Consider the following 20,709-nt stretch of genomic DNA (forward strand, 5'->3'; position numbering starts at 1 on the left):
CCCTCCCCCCCCCCGCCCGCCGCGTCGATCTAGGGCAGAATGTCGCTAGTCGATCTCCATCGACGACGATCGCCCCTAGATCGACGTGTGGGCGGTCAGGTGCGGGCGAGGAGTTCGGCAATCTGGGCGGTGTTGAGGGCGGCGCCTTTGCGGAGGTTGTCGCCGGTGACGAAGAAGTCGAGCGCGCGGGGGTCGTCGAGGGCGCGGCGGATCCGGCCGACCCAGGACGGATCGGTGCCGACGGCGTCGATGGGCATCGGGAACTCACCGGCCGCCGGGTCGTCGACCACTATCACCCCGGGAGCGTTGCGCAGCACCGCCCGGGCCCCGTCGACGTCGATCTCGGTGCCGAAGACGGCGTGCACCGCGACCGAGTGTCCGGTCAACACCGGCACCCGTACGCAGGTGGCGGAGACCTTGAGGTCGGGCATCCCGAGGATCTTGCGCGACTCGTCGCGCAGCTTCATCTCCTCGCCCGACCAGCCGCTGTCGGCCAGCGAGCCGGCCCACGGCACCACGTTGAGCGCCAGGGGAGCGGGAAACGGGCCGAGGTCGTCGCCGACCGCCTGCCGCACGTCACCGGCGCGCGAGCCGAGCATCCGGTCGCCGGCCACCTTGGTCAGCTGGTTGTGCAGGGTCTCCGCGCCTACCTGACCCGCTCCGGTGGCGGCCTGGTAGGAGGCGAGCACCAACTCGCGCAGGCCGTACTCGTAGTGCAGCGGAGCCACCGCGATGATCATCGCGAGGGTGGTGCAGTTCGCGCTGGCGACGATGCCGCGCGGGCGGTGGCGTACCTGCTCGGGGTTGATCTCCGGCACCACCAGCGGGACGTCCGGGTCCATCCGGAAGGCGCCGGAGTTGTCCACCACGACCGCGCCGCGCCGCACCGCGACCGGTGCCCAGCGCTCGGCCACCTCGTCCGGTACGTCGAACATGGCCACGTCCACCCCGTCGAGGGCTTCCTCGGTCAGCGCCTGGACGGTCAGCTCCTCGCCCCGGCACCGCACCTTCCGCCCCACTGACCGCTCGGAGGCCAGCAGGCGGATCTCGCCCCAGACGTTGCGGCGTCCGGTGAGCAGCTCACACATCACCGCCCCGACGGCTCCCGTCGCCCCGACCACGGCCAGGGTGGGCAGCCTGGCCACCTGGGCTACCGCCCGGTTCCCGCGTACACCACGGCTTCGGTGTCACCGCCGAGCTCGAACGCCTCGTGGATGGCGCGGACCGCCGCGTCGAGGTCGGAGTCCCGGCAGACCACGGAGACCCGGATCTCGGAGGTGGAGATCATTTCGATGTTCACGCCGGCCTGGCCCAGCGCCGCGAAGAAGCCGGCGGCCACCCCGGGGTGCGAGCGCATCCCGGCACCGATCAGCGAGACCTTGCCGACGTGGTCGTCGTAGAGCAGGCCCTTGAAGTTGACCGACTCCTGGATCTTGCTGAGCGCGCTCATCGCGGTAGGGCCGTCGGTCTTCGGCAGGGTGAAGGAGATGTCCGTGCGGCCGGTGCCCTCGGTGGAGACGTTCTGCACGATCATGTCGATGTTGATCTCGGCACCGGCGACGGTGTCGAAGATGCTCGCCGCGGCACCCGGCTCGTCAGGCACCCCGACGATGGTGATCTTGGCCTCGCTGCGGTCGTGGGCCACTCCGGTGATCAGCGCCTGCTCCACAGGAAGTTCCTCCATCGATCCGGTGACCATGGTGCCGGTGTTTGTCGAGTATGACGAACGGACGTGGATCGGCAGCCCCGCCCGGCGGGCGTACTCCACGCTGCGCAGGTGCAACACCTTCGCGCCGCAGGCGGCCAGCTCCAGCATCTCCTCGTAGGTGATCTGCTTGATGTGCCTGGCGTTCGGGACGATCCGCGGGTCGGCGGTGAACACGCCGTCGACGTCGGTGTAGATCTCGCAGACGTCCGCGTGCAGCGCGGCGGCCAACGCCACGGCGGTGGTGTCGGAGCCGCCCCGGCCCAGCGTGGTGACGTCCTTGGTGTCCTGCGAGACGCCCTGGAAGCCCGCCACGATGACCACGGCGCCCTCGTCCAGCGCGCCCTTGAGCCGCCCCGGGGTGACGTCGATGATCCGGGCCCGACCGTGCACCGAGGTGGTGATCACCCCGGCCTGGGAGCCGGTGAAGGAACGTGCTTCGTACCCCAGGTTGTGGATTGCCATGGCGAGCAGCGCCATGGAGATCCGCTCCCCGGCGGTGAGCAGCATGTCCAGCTCCCGGCCGGGAGGTAGCGGGCTGACCTGGTTGGCCAGGTCGAGCAGTTCGTCGGTGGTGTCGCCCATCGCGGAGACCACGACGACCACGTCGTCGCCGGCCTTGCGGGCATCGACGATCCGCTCGGCCACCCGCTTGATGCGCTCGGCGTTGGCGACGGAGGATCCGCCGTACTTCTGCACCACGAGTGCCACGACGGCGCACTCCCTCCCGGTTGCCCTGAGCCTGCCGACGCCGCCGGCACCAGGCTGAGCGTGCCGACGCCGCCGGCACCGTGGCCGGCGGCGCGGGTCGGACGACCTCAGGGTATCGGGCCGGTCTGACCGCCGGGTCAGGTGATCCCACGATCCGGCCCGGCAAACCCGTGAGGCAGGGCACCTCTTAGCCCACCCAAACCGCCCAGGTGCTACCCGACACGCCGGAAACGCCGCCCTTCCCGGGGGTGTCCGCAAGCGGGCCGGAACGCCGAGAATGGCCGGGTGTACGCGCACCGTCCCGCCCAGCGCCGGCCCGTCCCGCTCGCGCTCGTGCTCGCCCTGACCCTCCTGTTCACCGGCTGCTCCGCCGACCCGCCCGCCGATCCGCCGCCGCCGAGCACCGCGCCCCGGCCGGTGGGGATGGACGCCGCCCGCGACGAGTTGGCCGCGCTCGCCGCCGCCGCCCAGGATCGGCACCTGGTCGCCCGCTACACCTGGCGGGTCGACGGGGCCGGGGATCGCCTCATCGTGGTGACCAGTGCAAACGACGGCAGTTGGCGGGTGGACGTGCCCGGCGGCGCCCACGGCGGCGCGGTCGACATCTCACTCGCCGCCAGCGCGGACGGGCTGTTCCAGTGCGCGTTGCCCTCGCCCAGCCGGCCCGAGCCGGCGAGCTGCGTACGCCTCGGGGAGCGGGACGACACGCTGCCCCGCCGGCTCGATCCCCGGGTGCAGCACCCCTTCACCGACTGGCTGGACGTGTTGACCGACAGGCGTGCCCCGCTCTCGGTCTCGCCCGCCGCGGCACCGGCCGAGGCGACCGGCTCGTGTTACTCGGTGGAGACCACGGAGGCGTCCATCAACCCCCCGCTGGACGTGGGGATCTACTGCTTCGACGCCGACGGCACCCCGACCGCGGTGCGCGTGGCGTTCGGCACGCTGACGCTCGCCGCGCCGCCCGAGCCCGCCCCGGCCACTGTGCAGTTGGCCGGGCCGGTGGTCGAGGCGGAGCCGCTGGAGATGGCGGCACCGCCCGTCGACCCGGCCGCTCCGCCGTCGTCGCCCGTCGACCCGGCCGCCCCGCCGTCGTCGCCGGTCGACGGCGTTCCCGGCGGCACCGCGTCGAGCAGCGGAACGCCCTGACCGGTGCCGGGTTACGGGTGTCGTTGCCCACATGCAGCACACCCCCATTGGCTGGCAAATCGCCCATACGGGACGCTTTGCGCATGACGGACCTCACCTCGCTGCTCGCCTTCCGCTGGAGCCCTCGCTCCTTCGACTCGCAGGCGGGCATCACCCGGGCCGAGGCGGCGACGCTGCTGGAGGCGGCCCGGTGGGCGCCCTCGGCCGGCAACCGGCAGCCGTGGCGGTTCGCGCTCGGGCACCGCGACGACGAGACCTTCAAACGGCTCCTGGTCAACCTGACCCCGGCAGACCAGCGCTGGGCCGGCCGGGCCAGCGCGCTGCTGCTCGGTGCCCACCTGCGGACCGGCCACCCGTTCGCCGCGTACGACCTGGGCCAGGCGGTGGCCCACCTGACCGTGCAGGCCACCGCGCTCGGCCTGCACGTACGCCAGGTGACCCAGCTCGATCACGCCGGCCTGGCCGCCGACCTCGACCTGCCCGACGGCCTGCGACCGTACGTGGTGGTGGCGGTCGGGCAGCTGGCTGATCCGCTGAGCCTTCCCACCGACCTGGTCGCCGAGGAGCTGGCGTTACGCCACCGGCTCCCCCTGACCGAACTGGTGTTGAGCTGCGCAGACGTGAGGCAGTGACCGAGTTTCGTCTCAAAGTCCGGGCCCGGCTTCCCAGAACCCGTCCCATCACGTAGTGTCACTCTGTCATGTGGCAGGCGCACCTTCTCCTTGGTCGCCGCGACGGGGCCTGACGGCCGGCACCTCGTCGCGGAGTTGAACCGCGCCGCCAGCACTGTTCCGGATCTTTCCGCTCGGCACTCTTTGCCGACGCCCACTTGCTGACACATGACCCAGGAGAAGTCCGCCATGGCTCACCCAGCCGGCACCACCGACGTTGACTCCGACGCCATCGCCCGGCAACGCCCCAGCCGGATGCCGTACCGCCGCTACCAGCCGTACCAGCAGCAGTTCCGGATCGACCTGCCGGACCGGCGGTGGCCGGGTCGCACGGTCGAGACCGCACCCCGCTGGTGCGCCGTCGACCTGCGCGACGGCAACCAGGCACTCATCGACCCGATGTCGCCGGAGCGCAAGCGCCGGATGTTCCAGCTCCTGGTCCAGATGGGCTACAAGGAGATCGAGGTCGGCTTCCCGTCGGCCAGCCAGACCGACTTCGACTTCGTCCGGCAGCTCATCGAGCAGGATCTGATCCCCGAGGACGTCACGATCCAGGTGCTGACCCAGTGCCGGGAGCACCTGATCGACCGGACCTTCGAGTCACTGCGCGGGGCACGGCGGGCCATCGTGCACTTCTACAACTCCACCTCGACGCTTCAGCGCCGGGTGGTGTTCGGGCTGGACCGCGACGGCATCACCGACATCGCCACCACCGGCGCCCGGCTCTGCCAGAAGTACGCCGAGATCCACACCCCGGACACCGAGATCTACTACGAGTACTCCCCCGAGTCGTACACCGGCACCGAACTGGAGTACGCGCTGGAGGTCTGCGCGAAGGTCATCGAGGTGATCGACCCGACGCCGGACCGCAAGCTGATCATCAACCTGCCGGCCACCGTCGAGATGGCCACGCCGAACGTGTACGCCGACTCGATCGAGTGGATGCACCGGCACCTGCCCCGCCGCGAGAGCCTGGTGCTGAGCCTGCACCCGCACAACGACCGGGGCACCGGGGTGGCCGCCGCCGAACTGGGCCTGCTGGCCGGCGCGGACCGGATCGAGGGCTGCCTGTTCGGCAACGGCGAGCGCACCGGCAACGTCGACCTGGTGACGCTGGGACTGAACCTGTTCTCCCAGGGCATCGACCCGATGATCGACTTTTCCGACATCGACGAGATCAAGCGGGCCGTCGAGTACTGCAACCAACTGCCCGTGCACGAGCGCCACCCGTACGCCGGTGACCTGGTCTACACCGCCTTCTCCGGTTCCCACCAGGACGCCATCAACAAGGGCTTCACCGCGCTGGAGGCCGACGCGGCAGCAGCCGGCGTACCGGTCGACGAGTTCGACTGGGCGGTGCCCTACCTGCCGATCGACCCGAAGGACCTGGGCCGCAGCTACGAGGCGGTGATCCGGGTCAACTCGCAGTCCGGCAAGGGCGGCGTCGCGTACATCATGAAGACCGAACACCAGCTCGACCTTCCCCGCCGGCTCCAGATCGAGTTCTCCGGGGTGGTCCAGCAGGTCACCGACCACGACGGCGGCGAGGTCGACCCAGCCACCATGTGGCAGATCTTCGCCCGGCAGTACCTCCTCGACCATCAGGCCGACCCGGCGGTCACGCTGGCCGAGTACGTCATCGGCAGCGCCGACGGCAAGGTCGAGATCACCGCCCAGGTCGGTGTGGACGGCCAGGCCCGTTCGGTGAACGCGATAGGCAACGGCCCGATCGACGCGTACGTCAACGCGCTCGCCTCGGCCGGCGTCAGCGTCCGCGTGCTCGACTACCACGAGCACGCGCTCTCCTCCGGCGGCGACGCCCAGGCCGCCGCGTACGTCGAGTGCCAGGTCGGCGACCGTACGGTCTGGGGTGTCGGCATGGACGCGAACATCGTCACCGCCTCGGTCAAGGCGGTCACCAGCGCCATCAACCGCGCTGCGAATTAAGAAGCTGCGGGGTAAGGAGGGGCCCCCTTTTAACGCCTCGTGTAGAGGAGGGGCCCCCTATTAACAGTCGACTGTTAATAGGGGGCCCCTCCTTGCAACCGGGCGGTGCACGAGCAGGGCGGCGATCGCCGCGCCCGCCAGCAGCAGGCCGGCACACCAGAGCAGCGCACCCCGGTACGCGCCGGTCAGCTCGGCTCGTTGCTCGTACCCGGTGCCGGAGAGCCCGACCAGCAGCGGCAGGGCGGCTACCGCGAGCAGGCTGCCGACCCGGGAGGCGGCGTTGTTGAAGCCGCTCGCCACCCCGGCGAAGCGGTCGGCGACGGCGGCCAGCACCGAGGCGGTCAGTGGCGCCACCACCATTGTCAGGCCGGCGCCGAAGAGCACCACGCCGGGAAGCACATGGGTCCAGTACGACGCGCCCGGTCCCAGCTCGCGCAGCAGCAGCAGGCCGGCGGCGGCCAGCACCGGCCCGACGCTCAACAGCAGCCGTGGCCCGATCTTCGCCGACAGCGCCCCGGCGCCGGGTGAGCCGACCAGCAGCAGCACGGTCATCGGCAGCAGGGCCAGGCCGGTGCTCAACGCCGACCAGCCGACCACATTCTGGAGGTAGACGGCGAAGAAGAAGGTGAATCCACCGAGCGCGGCGTAGACCAGCACGGTGAAGAGGTTCAACATCGAGAAAAGGTGGCTACCGAACAGCCCGGTGGGCAGCATCGCGGTCTCGCCACGGCGTCGCTCCACCACCATGAACACCACCGCGGCGAGCACCGCGACCACGGCCGCCACAGCGACCGTCGGCGAGCGCAGGCCCCGGCCCGGGGCTTCGACCAGGGCGTACGTGACACCGGCAAGCGTGAGCGCACCGAGCAGCGCGCCGGCCACGTCGAAACGACGCCCCGCCCCTCGGGTACGGGTCGCGCTCTCGTCCCGGCTCTCCGGCACCCAGCGCACCGTCGCCAGCAGCACCAGCACGGCCAGCGGCACGTTCAGGAAGAAGATCCACCGCCAGGAGAGGGCGTCGATCAACCAGCCACCGACGAACGGCCCGAGCGCGGTGGAGACGCCGGAGAGGCCCGACCAGGCCCCGATCGCCTTCCCGCGCTCGTCGGGGGCGAAGCTGGATTGCAGCAGCGACAGCGAGCCCGGGGTGAGCAACGCGCCGCCGACACCCTGGAGGAAACGCGCGGCCACCAACCAGTCGGTACGCAGCGCCAGCCCGCAGAGCACCGAGGCGACGGTGAACCAGACCACCCCGATCAGGAAGACCCGCCGCCGCCCGAACCGGTCACCGAGGGCCCCGCCGAGCAGGACGAACGCCGCGAGGGTGAGCAGATAGCCGTTGACTGTCCACTGTAGGCCGGCAACGGAGGCGCCGAGGTCGGCACCGAGCCGGGGCAGTGCCACGTTCACCACCGTGCTGTCCAGGAAGACCATGCCGGAGGCGAGGACGGCGGCGGTGAGCGTGCCCCGGCCTGCGGCGGTTCCCATCCGGACGGCGGACCCTGGTTGCGGCATGACATCCAATCTGCCCTGCGCCAGGTGCCAGACACCGCGAAACGCCGAAACGTCGCCCGGGTACTGTGCGGGATCGGCGCTAGCCCGCAAGCTGGAGAGGTGTCGTCTGTGCGTACCAGATCAGGACCCTACGCCGTGGGGGCGCTCGCGCTCGTCGCGGCGCTGACCTTCGGTGTGGCCGGTTGCGTCGCGTTGGAGGAGCCGGAGGTGTCGCCGAGCAGCGACGGCGGCTCCGCCACCCAGATGCTCTCCCAGCTCACCGTCGCCGAGGCCGGCTCGATGCGCGGCTACAGCCGCAGTCGTTTCCCGCACTGGCGCAAGACCGGCCAGAACTGCGACGTCCGGGACACGGTGTTGGAACGCGACGGCAAGGACATCAAGCACTCCGGCTGCAACGTGGTGGGGGGTCGCTGGGAGAGCGTGTACGACGGGCGCAGCTTCACCGAGCCGTCCAGCGTGGACATCGACCACATGGTGCCACTCGCCAACGCCTGGCGCTCCGGCGCCGACGAGTGGGACGACGAGAAGCGTGGCGATTTCGCCAATGACCTGGACCGTCCGCAGCTCTTCGCGGTTTCGGCGTCCTCCAACCGGTCAAAGGGTGACCAGGATCCGTCCCAGTGGAAACCGCCAAACCAGTCATACTGGTGCCAGTATGCCGGTGACTGGGTGGCGGTGAAGCATCACTGGAAGTTGACGATCACCAGTGCCGAGAAGGCCACGCTGGCCGACATGTTGGAGGGCTGCACATGGGAGAGCAAGCCGTAACCGGAGCTGGCGACACCCCGGCCCCCGAGCGGACGCCGGACTCCGCTGGAGAGGATGCCGCGGCGGGGACCGGCAGCCCGTCCCCCGGCCCGACCACGGCCGGGATGACCGCGGACGGCGCCGCCGCCAGTGAGGTGGAGGTCCCGGGGGCCGGGATGACCGCCGACGCCGGGGGTGCCACCGGGCCGCAGAGCCGGACCACCGACATCGTGCCGGGGCCGGGCGGGGTGATGACCGACGAGGTCGGCGTGGTGACCGGCGAGCTGACGCTCCGCACCGAGTTCGCCGACGGCCAGGTCACCCTGCACGTGCAGTACAAGGACGCGGACGAGTGGTACGTCGTCACCGGCGGCAAGGCACCGCTGGCTGACGCCGCCGGGCTGGACGCGGTGCACAGCATCGCTGTCGGCCTGCTGAACCGCCCCGAGGGCTGAGCCCTTACACGAAGGAGCCGGGTTCGCTGGGGGCGGATACGACGTCGGGCTCCTCGCCCTCGCCCTCCGGCCGGACGATCTGCACCTGCACCTGGTGCGGGCGCAACTCGCCGCTGGCGATCTGCTCGGCGAAGTGGCAGGCGACCCGACTCTCGCCGACCTCCCGCAGGACCGGCCGTTCGTCGGCGCAGCGGGTCGGCTGCGCCCACGGGCACCGGGTGTGGAAGCGGCAGCCCGACGGCGGGTTGGCCGGCGAGGGCAGGTCACCGGCGAGCAGGATCCGCTCCCGGCGATCCTCCACGTCGGGGTCCGGCACCGGCACCGCCGACATCAACGCCCGGGTGTACGGGTGCAGCGGCTCGGTGTAGAGCCTGTCGCTCGGCGCCTCCTCGACAAGTCCGCCCAGGTACATCACGCCGACGATGTCGGAGATGTGCCGCACCACCGCCAGGTCGTGCGCGATCACCAGGTAGGTCAGGCCGAGGCTGTCCTGGAGTTCGTCCAGCAGGTTGATCACCTGGGCCTGGATCGACACGTCCAGGGCGGAGACCGGTTCGTCGGCGACGATCAGTTCGGGCCCCAGCACCAGCGCCCGGGCGATGCCGATGCGCTGCCGCTGGCCGCCGGAGAACTCGTGCGGATAGCGGGACAGCGCCCAGCGGGGCAGACCGACCTTGTCCAGCGTCTCGGCGATGATCTTCCGGCGTTCGTCCCGGTTGCCGCCGATGCCGTGCGTGTGCAGGCCCTCGGTGAGGATCGACTCGACGTTCTGCCTCGGGTCGAGGCTGGACATCGGATCCTGGAAGATCATTTGCATCCGTCTGCGCATCGCGCGCAGCTTGCCCGCCGGCAGCGTGGTCAGCTCCACGCCGTCGAAGTTCACCTCACCTGTGGTGGGCGGGGTGAGCTGGAGCAGCGCCCGCCCGAGCGTGGACTTGCCGCAGCCCGACTCGCCCACCAGTCCGTACGTCTGGCCACGCGGGATGCGCAGGTCCACGCCGTCGACCGCCTTGACGTGGCCGATCGTACGGTCGAAGAGCACGCCCCGCTTGATCGGAAAGTGCACCTTCAGGTCCCGTACCTCGACGAGGACATCGGTTCCGGTCACGGGGTCTCCTCCTCGCTGGGGGCGGGGCCCAGGCCCGGCACGGCCGGTGCGTCGCCGGGTACCGCCTGCGCGGGCACCGTGCCCGGCTCTGCCTCTCCCGGCACCGTCTCGCGGATCTCCTCGGTGGGCCGCAGGCCCGGCACCGGGGCCGGGTTGACGCAGCGGTAGCTGCGGCCGTCGTGGGCGAGCACCAGTTGTGGCGGTTCACCCACGCAGGCGTCGACCCGGCGGGTGCAGCGCGGCGCGAAGGCACAGCCGTCCGGCCACGGCAGCAGGTCCCGTACCGAGCCGGGGATGGGGTTGAGTCGCTCGCCGCGCCCGGCGTCCAGGCGCGGCACCGAGCCGAGCAACCCCACGGTGTACGGGTGCCTCGGCTCCCGGAACAGCGGACGTCGCCGGGCCGTCTCCACCACCCGGCCGCCGTAGAGCACGTTTATCGAGTCACACATGCCGGCCACCACACCGAGGTCATGCGTGATCATCACCAGCGCGGTGCCGGAGTCGCGGACCAGATCCTTCAACAGTTCCAGGATCTGCGCCTGGATGGTGACGTCCAACGCGGTGGTCGGTTCGTCGGCGATCAGCAGCCGGGGCTGGCAGGCCACCGCCATGGCGATCAGGGCGCGCTGACGCATTCCGCCGGAGAGCTGGTGCGGGTATTCCTTCAGCCGGCGCTTCGGGTCGGGGATGCCGACCCGGTCGAGCAGCTGGGCCGCCTCCTTCGCCGCCGCGTCGCCCCGCATGCCCCGGTGCCGGGTCAGCACCTCGGTCACCTGGAGCCCGATCGGGATGACCGGATTGAGCGACGACAGCGGATCCTGGAAGATCATCGCGATGTCCCGGCCCCGGATGTCCCGCCGCGACCGGTCGTCGAGCTGGAGCAGGTCGCTGCCGTCGAAGACGGCCTTGCCGCCGACCCGCAGGCCGGGCTGCTTCGGCAGCAGCCCCATGATCGCCAGCGAGGTCACTGACTTGCCGCAACCCGACTCGCCGACCAGACCCACCACCTCGCCGGCGTCCACCGAGAACGAGACCCCGTCGACAGCGCGTACGGCACGCTGACCGCGCCGGGCGAAGGTGACGGAGAGGTCATCCACTTCGAGTAGTGCCATTGCCGACCTACTTCCGCAGCTTCGGGTCGAGGGCCTCGCGCATCGCCTCGCCGAGCAGCGTGAAGCCCAACGCGGTGATGATGATCGCGACCGCCGGGTAGATCGCCAGCGCCGGCCGGATGCCGAGCCACGGTTGCGCGTCGGCGAGCATCACGCCCCACTCGGGTACGGCCGAGTCCGGGTTGCCCAGACCGAGGTACGACAGCGCGGCGGCCTCGATGATCGCGGTGGCCAGCGTGAGCGTGGCCTGCACGATGACCGGGGCGAGCGAGTTCGGCAGCACGTGGGTCAGCGCGATCTTCGACTTGCGTACGCCGAGTGAGGTGGCCGCCAGCACGTAGTCACTGTGCGACTGGACGATCATCGAGCCGCGCAGCAGTCGGGCGAAGACCGGCACCGAGACCATACCGACCGCGATCATCACGGTGGTGAGGCTCGGCCCGAGCAGCGCCGCGATGCTCACCGCGAGCAGCAGGCTGGGCATCGCCAGCAGCATGTCGATGAAGCGCATCAGGGTGGCGTCCACCCAGCGGCCCCACCGGCCGCCGAGGCCGGCGGCGGCACCGGCGAGGCCGCCGATCAGCGCGCCGATGCTGAGACCGATCAGGGTGGACACCACGCCGACGAGCAGCGTCTGCCGGGCGCCGACGACCATCCGGCTGAAGACGTCCCGGCCCTGGTGGTCGTAGCCGAGCCAGTGTTCGGCGGAGTGCCCGGGGATCAGGCCCTGCCCGACCCGCACGACGCCCTCGCGGATGCCCATGGTGTCCGTCGGGCCGTACGGCACGAAGAACGGTCCGACAACGGCGACCAGCACGAAGATGGTCAGGATGACGGCGCCGACGATGGCGGCGGGGTTGCGCCGGAGGCGGCGGAAGGCGTCCTGCCAGAGGCTGACGCCGCGCTCCTCCTCGCGGGCGGCGAGTTCGGCGAGGCGGTCGATCTTCTCGCGCTTCTTCCCGCTGATGATCGTCATCGGACCCTCACCCTCGGGTCGATCAGGCTGTAGGAGAGGTCCACGATCAGGTTCACCAGCACGTAGACCACCGCAATGATCATGATGAAGCCCATCAGGACGGGGTAGTCACGCTGGCTGATGGAGTCGGCGAGGAAGGCGCCGATCCCGCTGAACGCGAAGACGGTCTCGGTGAGCACGGCGCCGGAGAGCAGGCCACCGGTGAGCAGGCCGATCGAGGTGGCCACCGGGAGCATCGCGTTGCGCAGCACGTGCCGGCGGCGGACCACGTTCTCGGTCAGGCCCTTGGCCTCGGCGGTACGCACGAAGTCCTCGTTGAGCACCTCCAGCACGCTGGCCCGGGTGATCCGGACGATGATCGCCAGCGGGATGCTGGCCAGCGCCAGACCGGGCAGGACGAGATGCCAGAGCGCGTCGGCCGCGGCGTCCCACTCCCGGGTCATCAGTCCGTCCAGAACGAAGAAGTTGGTGATCCGGGTGGCGCCGATCGTCGGGTCCTGCCGGCCGCTGGACGGGAACCAGCCCAGGTTCTCCGAGAAGATCGCCTTGAGGATGTACGCCAGGAAGAAGACCGGGATGCAGATGCCGATCAGCGAACCGCCGACCGAGAGGTGGTCCAGGAGCCGGCCGCGACGGCGGGCGGCGAGGTAGCCGAGCGGGATGCCGATGCCGATCGCGATCACCATCGCGGTGATGGTCAACTCGACGGTGCCGGGGAAGCGCTGGAGGAACTCGGTGGTCACCTCGCGCTTCGTCGAGATGGAGGTGCCCAGGTCGAGCCGGATCAACCGCCGGACGAACCGGCCGTACTGGATCAGGATCGGCTCGTCGAGGCCGAGATTCTGGCGGATGGCGGCCCGCATCTCGGGCGTACCGCGCTCACCGAGGATGGCGGTCTCGGGGCCGCCGGGCAGCCGCCGGAGCCAGATGAACAGCAGGAGGGAGAGCCCGAACAGCGTGGGTATCAGCTGGAGCAGGCGTCTGACGATGAACCGGATCACGGCGGCCTCGAGGGTGTGCAGGGGATCGCGGGCGGACGCTGTGGGTAACAGCGTCCGCCCGCGGTCGGTGCGTCAGATCAGGACTTGAACTCGGCGGTCGAGAACCGCTCGTCGGTGAGCGGGCTGGCCTTGACCCCGGTCACGTCCTTGCCGAACACGATGGCCGGCGGCGAGTGCGAGATCGGCACACCGGGCAGGAAGTTCATGATGTCGGCGTTCAGTTCCTTGTAGAGCGCCACCCGGGCCGCCTGGTCCGCGGTGCTGTCCGCCTGCTTGAACTTCTCGAACAGCGCGGGGTTGTTGAAGCCCCACTCGTCCTTCTGCCGGTCGAAGAAGGTGCCGATGAAGTTGTAGCCGTCGCCGTAGTCGCCGGTCCACCCGAGGAAGTGCAGGTCGTGCTTGTTACCGGAGGTGGTGGCGTTGAGGTAGTCCGGGCTCCACTTCAGCGGAATCGGCTCGATCTTGATGCCGACCGCCTGGAGGTCCGCCGAGATCAGCTCGAACAGGTCCTTCGGGTTCGGCATGTACGGCCGGGTGACCTCGGTCGGGTAGTGGAACCGCAGGGTCAGGTTCGAGGCACCCGCCTCGGCCAGCAACGCCTTGGCCTTCTCGACGTCGTAGTCGTACTTGGTGACGTCGCCGTTCCAGCCCTCGACGGTCTCCGGGAAGAAGTTCACCGCGACCTGGGCGCCCGGGGGCAGCTTCGAGTCGACGAGGGCCTGGCGGTTGATCGCGTGGGCCAGCGCCTGCCGGACCTTGAGGTCGGCCAGCTTCGGGTTCCCCTTCTGGTTGATCGCCAGGTAGAGGATGTTGAACGCCGGGCGGGTCAGGACGTTGAAGCCCTCACCCTTGAGCGGCTCGACGTCGGCCGGGCCGACCAGGTCGTACCCCTGGATGCCGCCGGAACGCAGCTCCTGCTTACGGGCGTTCTCGTCCGAGATGGTCTTGAAGATCAGGCTCTTCAGCTTGGCCTTCTCGCCCCAGTAGTCCTCGTTGCGCTCCAGGGTGAGCGTCTTGTTCGGCACGTCCCAGGACTTGAACTTGAACGGGCCGGTGCCGGTCGGGTGCTCGGTCGCGTACGCCGGGTACTTGATGTCGTCCGCGCTACCGCTGACGTTGCTGGCGTCGTAGTCCTGCAGCGCCTTCGGGCTGTGGATGGAGAACGACGGCAGCATCAGAGCGGCCGGGATCTTGCTGGAGACCCGGGTGAACGCCAGCGCGACGGTGGTCGGGTCGCTGGCGGTGCAGGACTTGAAGAGGCTGTCCGGCAGGGTGTCGTCCTCATTGGCGGCGAAGCCACCCATGACGTCCTGCCAGTACGCCGTCACGTCCGGGCTCTGCATCAGACCCTTGGCGTTGTACCAACGGTCGAAGTTGGCGCAGACGGCCTCAGCGTTGAAGTCGGTGCCGTCGTGGAACTTCACGCCGGAACGCAGCTTGAACGTCCAGGTCGTACCGGCGGCGTCCGGCTCCCAGGACTCGGCGAGGCCGGGGCTGACCTTGGTGCCACCCTCCTCGGGGCGAACCAGGGTCTCGAACACCTGACGAGCCACACGCAGCGACTCACCGTCGCTGGCGAAGCTGGGGTCGAGCACCTTCGGGTCTCCGGCAACGCCGAAGACCAGGGTGTCCTTGTTACTACCGCCGGAACCTTCGCGGTCGCTCTCGGCACAGCCTGCTACCGCGAGGGCCGCGGCCGCCACGGCCGCGATAGCGACCTTCGGCCTGGATGCACGCATGGGTGCTTCACCTCGTCCTAGGGGGTACGGACAACGTGGTGACAGGGTCACCGATGGCGGTGACCTTAGCTCCCGTTAGGACCGGGCGGAAACGGCACGGAGAGCTCTTGGTACCGGATCGTGTCCTAAGCGACCGACCCACGTAACACGGTCCCACGGGCTACCGGGCAAAACTGGACCAACAGCCCCTAACAATCGATATCATTCTGTTACGTCGACTGAAGCCGCCATCGTGTCGCTGTCATACCTCTCGCCGGCCACCGGGAGTCCCGACTCAGGGCGTGGGTGGGGCCGGACAGTCGGGCAGGCGTACCACCTCGAAGCCGGCTGCGGCCTCCCCCAGGGCACGGAAGTCGAGCCGGTGACACAGCCGCAGGATGCTCTTCGGCCACGGACCGTATCCTTCGGACGACTCGACGACCACAGACAGCTCCGGCTTCCGGTGGATCTCCCATACGTCCACCTGCTGCTCGGCGGCGAGGGTGCGCAACCGGTCGTCGGACGTCGCCGCCCCGGCGGCGACCACCGCCTCGGCGTAGCTGCCGGCCCGTCGATCGAGTTCCGCCGCCGCCGACGTCTCGCCACGATCGCGCGCCTCGCGCTGCTCTCGTAGCTTCCCCGCGACGCACCACCAACCAGCCAGCACCGCAACGACCACCAGGGCAGCCAACAGCGACGGCGTCCAGGGCCGGCGCTCCCGTTCCTGCCGCACCTCGGCCTCCCCCCGGGTGGAATGCGAGCGGTGGGGCCCGCCGTCACGGGCCAGCCCCACCGGCGCACTCAGTTGTAACCGACCGCGGACAGACGTGCGGTCACCGCGTTGGCGTACGTCACGTTGCCGGTGTCCTTCGGGTGGAACGAGGCGCGGCTGATGCAGACGTTCAAGCCGCCCGTGATCCAGCCGACGCAGGTGGCGTAGTCGTCACCCGAGATTATCCGGAAGTCACCCTCGCTGGTCGGCCCAGCCACCACCGAGTTGATGTCGTCGGGCACCAGGATGTCGTGCCCGACGTCGTACTTGCGGCACGTGCCCTGGTCGAGCAGCCCTTCCACCATGTCAGTGAACTGCACCCTGATGCCGGCCGACCGGGCCTGGTCCACCAGGTTCCGCTGGCCGTCCCGCATGTACAGGGCCATCCGGTTGATCATGCTCATCTCGCCGCTGGTGAACCGGCCGAAGACACAGAGGTCCAGGTGGTAGTCGGCGAAGAGCCGAGGATAACCGGCCAACATGATCGTCGCGTTCGGTGCCCTGGCCGCCACCGCATTGATCAGTTGTCGCACCTGAGAATGCGAGTTGTCGATGTGTTGTCGGATCAGCGACTCGTAGCTGGGGTTGTCACAGGACTCGATGGCGCAGGTGCTCATCGTGCCGGGGAAGTTGGCGTCGTTGCCGCCGGCCGAGAGCAGCACCAGGGTGGTGTTGGCGTCCAGCGCCCCCGACTCGATCTGCGACATCTCCCGGAACTGTCCCTCGGCGCTGTGGTGATAGTTCCCGATCGCCCCCGGCGGGTTCTGCCAGTAATTCGGCGTCGACGTGCCACGCATCTGCTCGGCTTTCGCCCCGGAACAGCTGACGAACTGGAAATCGACGTTCGGGTCATGGGCGGCCACCCGATCCCGAATCGAACTCGACGAGCCGGGCAGCCGGGTCAGCATCTGCCAGGACCGGTTGGTCCGGCGGCACGCGTTCCAGGCATGGCTCCCATAGTTGTTGTCGGTCTCGTAGTAGTAGCCGCCCGCCCCTTCGCCAGAGCCGTACGAGTCGCCCATGGCCACCACGAAGTGGCGCGGCTTGCCCGGCAGCGGCACGAACGCCAGTGCGTCCCAGGCGACGTCCTCCACCCCCTTGCCGTCCTCGGTGATGTTGGACAGCTCGACGGACTGGGCGGCCTGGTTGGAGAACTGATAGGTGCCGAGTTTCACCCAACGATGCTGCTCGGTCCGGGTCGGGATGTACCGGGTCTTCACCCCCATCCCGGTGTTGATCGTGTACTTCGCCTGCTGGGTGTGGGCCCCGTGGTCCGGTATGTGCACCATCACCGTCGCCCAACCGGACAACCGGTTGGTCGGTGTCCAACGTCCGGTCACCTTGTGGGCGGAGTTCTCAGACGCCTGGCTGTGCGCGAACCAGAAGTGGCCGCCGAACCCACCGCCGATCTGATGGGTGTCCACCTTTCCGGGATAGATGGTCGTCCCGTTCGGCCCGGACCGGCTCGGATAGTTGAAGGAGAAGCGCCCGGCCGGGGTGTAGTCCCGGGCGCAGCCCTGCGGCCCCAGCGGACTGGCGCTGTCCACGTCGTCGATGATCAACGCATTGCTCGGCAGACCGGCCCGACTGCACTGCGAGTCGTAGATGCTGGTGGCGTACGGGCGGGGCTCCACGCTGGTGTACCGGCGGGTCTCCAGACCACAGTTGATCGCGCAGTCCGTCCAGGTCACCGGCCCGTTCCACCAGCACTTCAGGTCGTTACGGGTACACGGACCCGCCGGCTCACCCGGGTGGTCACCCGGCACCTGCGAGGTGGCCGGGTCGCAGGCGTTGCGGGCCGGTACGCAGAAGGTGAACCGGGTCGGCTGGGCCACGAACTTGTTGCGTTGCAGGGCGGTCGAGTACGTCGGCGAATAGTTGCCCGTCGAGTAGTCGTAACGCCGCAGCGAGGTGTAGGCGAAACCCATCACCCGCTCCGGGTACGACCAGTGGTTGGGGTGCTTGGCGTTGTCGTACCCGATGTCGTCGTCGACCGGCGGGTTGGCGGTCGGCACGTCCAGGGGTGCGGTGAGGAACATCTGCCGGTCCGGCGGGAAGTTCGGGTTGCTCGGGTTGTTGGCCCAGCCCACTCCCCACGGCTGCGATCCGGACTGCGGATAGAAGCCGGTGTTGTACGCCCAGATGGCGAACCACCAGTTCTCGATGTACTGGGGATCTCCGTTGTTGGCGATCAGGCCGGCGTTGCGGGTTACGTTCCACTTGTCCTGAAGGATGCGCAGCGCCGCAGCGGCGTTCGTGGCGTAGTCCAACACCACCGCCTTCTGCTTGGTGTAGTCCCACCGCACGCCCACGATGTCCTGGTCGGTGTCGGTCCGCTTCATCCCGGTGGTCACCTGGCCCACGCCGTAACCGCAGTCGGTGTGCGCCCAGTTGATCTGTGTGACGTCCGGGTAGGTCAGGTCCAACCCGTAGTAACCGAGGCTGGTGAGCGGGTTGCCGGCCAGCCCGTCCACGGCGTGCCAACTGGCTTGGAGAAGGTTCGACTCCTGCGCCAGGATGCCCAGGAAGACCTGGGCCGGCACGTACCCGCCGCCGGACAGGGACAACGAGGGGAACATGCCCTGCGGCGAGTACGCCGGCAGCCCGTTGTTGGCCCAGTTCGCCGGACGTTGGAAAGTCAACTGGTTGCGTACCGCCAGGTTGGCCGCCCACTCCATCTGCTCCCGGCTGGGCTGGTAGACCTGGATGGTCGGATCGTTGCGGGGCACCGCACACGATCGGTCCGCGTCCCAGGCCACGGTCGCCTGATCCGGATCGGCCGCGAGGCTGCGGGCGGTCGACCCGGCCTCGGAGCCACCGGCCCCAACAGTCCGCTCGCGGCCGGCCCGGCGCACCGTCGGCGCCACGCTGAAGGCCACCTCGGACCCGTCGGCGAGTCGGGCCGCGATCGCCACCCGATCCGGCCGACCATCGCCGGCACCACCGTCCGGCCCGGCCGCCTCGGTGCCCGTCCGCACCCTCGTCACCACCAGGTCACCGGTGCGCGAGACGTCGCTGTCCGGGAGCGCGTCCACCGACCGCCATCGCGACGGCAGCGTCCGCCCGGCGAGTCGGGCAGCGCTGCGGCCACCCACGACGAACACCCTGCCATCCGCGCCGGGACGCAACTTCACCGTGCCCAGCGGCGCCGAGGCCACCGTCTGCGTCGCACCTGCGGCATGTCGTACCAGGTCGGTGGTCTCCGCCCGGGCCACCTGGAACGCGACCCCGTCCGGGCCGTCGGGCAACAGCCGGAAGGGCGTCCCCTCGGTACGCGCCCGCGTGGTGACCCGCCCCTGCCGGTCCACGCTGACCAGCTCATCACCCTTGGCAGCGAGTACCGAATCCCCCACCGGGATCGCCGAAGTGAGCTGACCCGCCGAGATCGCCTGCCGGGCGGCGCGGACGCGGCGGGTGTCCACCGTGGTCAGCACGGTACGCGCGGTCGAGCCCGCCTCAGGGGTGGCTGGCAGCTCCAGCCGCGTCAGCACCACGTTCTCCCCGCTGCCGCAGCCCGGGTTGTGGTACGCCAACGAATACCGTTCGGGCAACTTGGTGACCCGCCCCGTTTCCAGGTCCACCACGGCGGCGAAGGCACCCGCGTTGGAGAGTCCCTCCCGGTTGGTGAACTGTCGAGGGGCGTAGACCGCCACCGCTCGGCGGCCGGAGCCGGTGACGCACGCCTGCCCCACCCACTGATCCGTCGCCACTCCCGGCTCGGCCAACGTCGCCGCCGTACGCCACTGGTACGCCGCGTCAGCGTCGGCGACCAGGATGTGCAGCCCGGTTTCGTCGGCGGAGGTGGTGACCGCACGATCGGTCGAACTCCGCCAGGACCGGCCCAGCCGGCGGTCGGGGTCCAGCACTCGATCGGGCGGGAGCGGGGCGGCCCGGGCCGGCGGGGACACCCCGGCATCCGGCGGCGGTGCAGGCGCCGCCGGCGGGGCGGCAGCAGTCGCGGCAGTGACCGGTGCCAGCGTGACCACCAGCGCCAACGTCATAGACGACAGTACGGATCGACGCACGGCGACCTCCGTCAGTCTGAGTTGACGCTCAGACTGACGACCCTCATCACCGGCGAATCATCACCCGATCATCAAGACACCATCACCACGCGATGCCCCGGCGGACACGTCACACGGCCCGGCGCCCCTCGAAGGCCCGGCCCAGCGTGATCTCGTCGGCGTACTCCAGGTCGCCACCAACCGGCAGTCCACTGGCCAGCCGGGTCACGGCGATGCCCATCGGCTTCACCATCAGCGCGAGATAGGTGGCGGTCGCCTCGCCCTCGGTGTTCGGGTCGGTGGCCAGGATCAGCTCCCGCACCGCGCCGCCACCGAGCCGCACCAGCAGCTCCCGGATGCGCAGGCTGTCCGGGCCGATGCCTTCCAGCGGATTGATCGCCCCGCCGAGCACATGGTAGCGACCGCGGAACTCGCCGGTCCGCTCGATCGCGACCACGTCCTTCGGCTCCTCGACCACGCATATCACTTCTTCGCTGCGGCGCGGGTCGCGGCAGATCCGGCACTGGTCGGACTCGGCGACGTTGTAGCAACTGGTGCAGAACCGCACCAGTTCCTTGACCTTGCGCAACGCCCCGGCCAACCGGTTCACGTCGGCCGGGTCGGCGGAGAGCACGTGGAAGGCGATCCGCTGGGCACTCTTCGGACCCACGCCCGGCAACCGACCCAACTCGTCGATCAGGTCCTGGATGGCACCCTCGTACATCTGCGGACTCAGAACCCGGGCAGGCCGAGGCCGCCCATCCCGCCCGCGACCGGGCCCATCTTCTGGTCGGTCAGCTCGCGGGCCGCCTCGGTGGCGTTGTGCAGCGCGGCGACGACGAGATCCTCAAGGGTCTCCACGTCGTCCGGGTCGACCACCTTCGGGTCGATCTTGACGCTCTTGACCTCGCCGGCACCGGTGACGGTCACGGTGACCAGACCTCCACCGGCGGTGCCGGTCACCTCCGCCTCGGCCAACTCGGCCTGCGCCTTGGCGATCTGCTGCTGCATCTTCTGCGCCTGCTTCAGCATCTGCTGCATGTTCGGCTGTCCACCAGGCCGCACGACGGCTCCCTAAGCTCTGTCCACCAATCCCGCCCACCCTAACGCCTGTCTCTTAT

At 69.7% G+C, this 20,709-nt stretch carries 17 protein-coding genes; 5 read left to right on the forward strand and 12 right to left on the reverse strand.

All coding sequences use genetic code 11. The annotated features are described in order from the left end of the window. Positions 1-95 precede the first annotated feature (95 nt). Positions 96-1,145, reverse strand: a complete 1,050-nt coding sequence (locus tag C1I93_RS15460; protein WP_111243988.1) for an aspartate-semialdehyde dehydrogenase — start codon at positions 1,143-1,145, stop codon at positions 96-98. A gap of 5 nt (positions 1,146-1,150) precedes the next feature. Next, the gene (locus tag C1I93_RS15465; RefSeq protein WP_111243989.1) at positions 1,151-2,416 is read right to left on the reverse strand and encodes an aspartate kinase; all 1,266 of its coding nucleotides are present in this window, start codon (positions 2,414-2,416) and stop codon (positions 1,151-1,153) included. Positions 2,417-2,701: 285 nt separating this feature from the next. On the opposite strand from C1I93_RS15465, the gene C1I93_RS15470 reads away from it, so the two are divergent. From C1I93_RS15470 to leuA, 3 genes are all read left to right on the forward strand, one after another. Further along, complete coding sequence (locus tag C1I93_RS15470; RefSeq protein WP_223256683.1) at positions 2,702-3,562, forward strand: hypothetical protein; 861 nt, start codon at positions 2,702-2,704, stop codon at positions 3,560-3,562. Between the two features lie 83 nt (positions 3,563-3,645). Beyond that, a complete protein-coding gene (locus C1I93_RS15475; protein WP_111243990.1) occupies positions 3,646-4,194 on the forward strand; it encodes a nitroreductase family protein in 549 nt (182 codons plus the stop codon). Between the two features lie 207 nt (positions 4,195-4,401). Further along, positions 4,402-6,180 carry a 2-isopropylmalate synthase gene (gene leuA, locus C1I93_RS15480; protein ID WP_181445184.1) on the forward strand — a complete coding sequence of 593 codons (1,779 nt, stop codon included), beginning with the start codon at positions 4,402-4,404 and terminating at the stop codon, positions 6,178-6,180. Positions 6,181-6,240: 60 nt separating this feature from the next. Here the strand turns inward: leuA and C1I93_RS15485 are convergent, their stop codons facing one another. Beyond that, positions 6,241-7,695 (reverse strand): MFS transporter, encoded by a 1,455-nt coding sequence (locus C1I93_RS15485; protein WP_111243991.1) that lies wholly within the window; start codon positions 7,693-7,695, stop codon positions 6,241-6,243. A gap of 108 nt (positions 7,696-7,803) precedes the next feature. On the opposite strand from C1I93_RS15485, the gene C1I93_RS15490 reads away from it, so the two are divergent. Then, positions 7,804-8,463 (forward strand): HNH endonuclease family protein, encoded by a 660-nt coding sequence (locus C1I93_RS15490; protein WP_111243992.1) that lies wholly within the window; start codon positions 7,804-7,806, stop codon positions 8,461-8,463. After that, positions 8,445-8,897, forward strand: a complete 453-nt coding sequence (locus C1I93_RS15495) for a hypothetical protein (RefSeq protein ID WP_111243993.1) — start codon at positions 8,445-8,447, stop codon at positions 8,895-8,897. Before C1I93_RS15490 ends, C1I93_RS15495 begins: the two co-directional genes overlap by 19 nt. A gap of 4 nt (positions 8,898-8,901) precedes the next feature. Here the strand turns inward: C1I93_RS15495 and C1I93_RS15500 are convergent, their stop codons facing one another. From C1I93_RS15500 to C1I93_RS15540, 9 genes are all read right to left on the reverse strand, one after another. After that, positions 8,902-10,005 (reverse strand): ABC transporter ATP-binding protein, encoded by a 1,104-nt coding sequence (locus C1I93_RS15500; RefSeq protein WP_111243994.1) that lies wholly within the window; start codon positions 10,003-10,005, stop codon positions 8,902-8,904. After that, positions 10,002-11,117: an ABC transporter ATP-binding protein gene (locus tag C1I93_RS15505; RefSeq protein ID WP_111243995.1), complete on the reverse strand. Its 1,116-nt coding sequence runs from the start codon at positions 11,115-11,117 to the stop codon at positions 10,002-10,004. The genes C1I93_RS15500 and C1I93_RS15505 overlap by 4 nt, the downstream gene beginning before the upstream one ends. A gap of 7 nt (positions 11,118-11,124) precedes the next feature. Continuing rightward, the gene (locus C1I93_RS15510; protein ID WP_111243996.1) at positions 11,125-12,093 is read right to left on the reverse strand and encodes an ABC transporter permease; all 969 of its coding nucleotides are present in this window, start codon (positions 12,091-12,093) and stop codon (positions 11,125-11,127) included. Next, entirely contained in the window at positions 12,090-13,094 is a 1,005-nt protein-coding gene (locus C1I93_RS15515) for an ABC transporter permease (RefSeq protein WP_111243997.1), read from the reverse strand. The genes C1I93_RS15510 and C1I93_RS15515 overlap by 4 nt, the downstream gene beginning before the upstream one ends. A 77-nt stretch (positions 13,095-13,171) precedes the next feature. Beyond that, positions 13,172-14,833, reverse strand: a complete 1,662-nt coding sequence (locus C1I93_RS15520; RefSeq protein WP_111243998.1) for an ABC transporter substrate-binding protein — start codon at positions 14,831-14,833, stop codon at positions 13,172-13,174. A 274-nt stretch (positions 14,834-15,107) separates the two neighbouring features. Further along, entirely contained in the window at positions 15,108-15,545 is a 438-nt protein-coding gene (locus C1I93_RS15525; RefSeq protein ID WP_146603510.1) for a hypothetical protein, read from the reverse strand. Between the two features lie 68 nt (positions 15,546-15,613). Next, positions 15,614-19,585, reverse strand: coding sequence for a golvesin C-terminal-like domain-containing protein (locus C1I93_RS15530; RefSeq protein ID WP_111244000.1), 3,972 nt, complete (start codon positions 19,583-19,585; stop codon positions 15,614-15,616). 133 nt (positions 19,586-19,718) lie between these two features. Further along, positions 19,719-20,312 (reverse strand): recombination mediator RecR, encoded by a 594-nt coding sequence (recR, locus tag C1I93_RS15535; RefSeq protein ID WP_111244001.1) that lies wholly within the window; start codon positions 20,310-20,312, stop codon positions 19,719-19,721. Between the two features lie 8 nt (positions 20,313-20,320). Further along, on the reverse strand, positions 20,321-20,629 hold the full coding sequence (locus C1I93_RS15540) for a YbaB/EbfC family nucleoid-associated protein (RefSeq protein WP_220039578.1): 309 nt from the start codon (positions 20,627-20,629) through the stop codon (positions 20,321-20,323). Between the last annotated feature and the right edge of the window lie 80 nt (positions 20,630-20,709).

The organism is Micromonospora endophytica (assembly GCF_003236305.1).
GTDB classification, from domain to species: domain Bacteria; phylum Actinomycetota; class Actinomycetes; order Mycobacteriales; family Micromonosporaceae; genus Micromonospora; species Micromonospora endophytica.

Bases quoted from the DNA above. Each gene is read 5' to 3' on its own strand.
- C1I93_RS15475 (WP_111243990.1), top strand. From the start codon at position 3,646: ATGACGGACCTCACCTCGCTGCTCGCCTTCCGCTGGAGCCCTCGCTCC.
- leuA (WP_181445184.1), top strand. From the start codon at position 4,402: ATGACCCAGGAGAAGTCCGCCATGGCTCACCCAGCCGGCACCACCGAC.
- C1I93_RS15485 (WP_111243991.1), bottom strand. From the start codon at position 7,695: ATGCCGCAACCAGGGTCCGCCGTCCGGATGGGAACCGCCGCAGGCCGG.
- C1I93_RS15495 (WP_111243993.1), top strand. From the start codon at position 8,445: ATGGGAGAGCAAGCCGTAACCGGAGCTGGCGACACCCCGGCCCCCGAG.
- C1I93_RS15505 (WP_111243995.1), bottom strand. From the start codon at position 11,117: ATGGCACTACTCGAAGTGGATGACCTCTCCGTCACCTTCGCCCGGCGC.
- C1I93_RS15510 (WP_111243996.1), bottom strand. From the start codon at position 12,093: ATGACGATCATCAGCGGGAAGAAGCGCGAGAAGATCGACCGCCTCGCC.
- C1I93_RS15520 (WP_111243998.1), bottom strand. From the start codon at position 14,833: ATGCGTGCATCCAGGCCGAAGGTCGCTATCGCGGCCGTGGCGGCCGCG.
- C1I93_RS15530 (WP_111244000.1), bottom strand. From the start codon at position 19,585: ATGACGTTGGCGCTGGTGGTCACGCTGGCACCGGTCACTGCCGCGACT.
- recR (WP_111244001.1), bottom strand. From the start codon at position 20,312: ATGTACGAGGGTGCCATCCAGGACCTGATCGACGAGTTGGGTCGGTTG.
- C1I93_RS15540 (WP_220039578.1), bottom strand. From the start codon at position 20,629: ATGCAGCAGATGCTGAAGCAGGCGCAGAAGATGCAGCAGCAGATCGCC.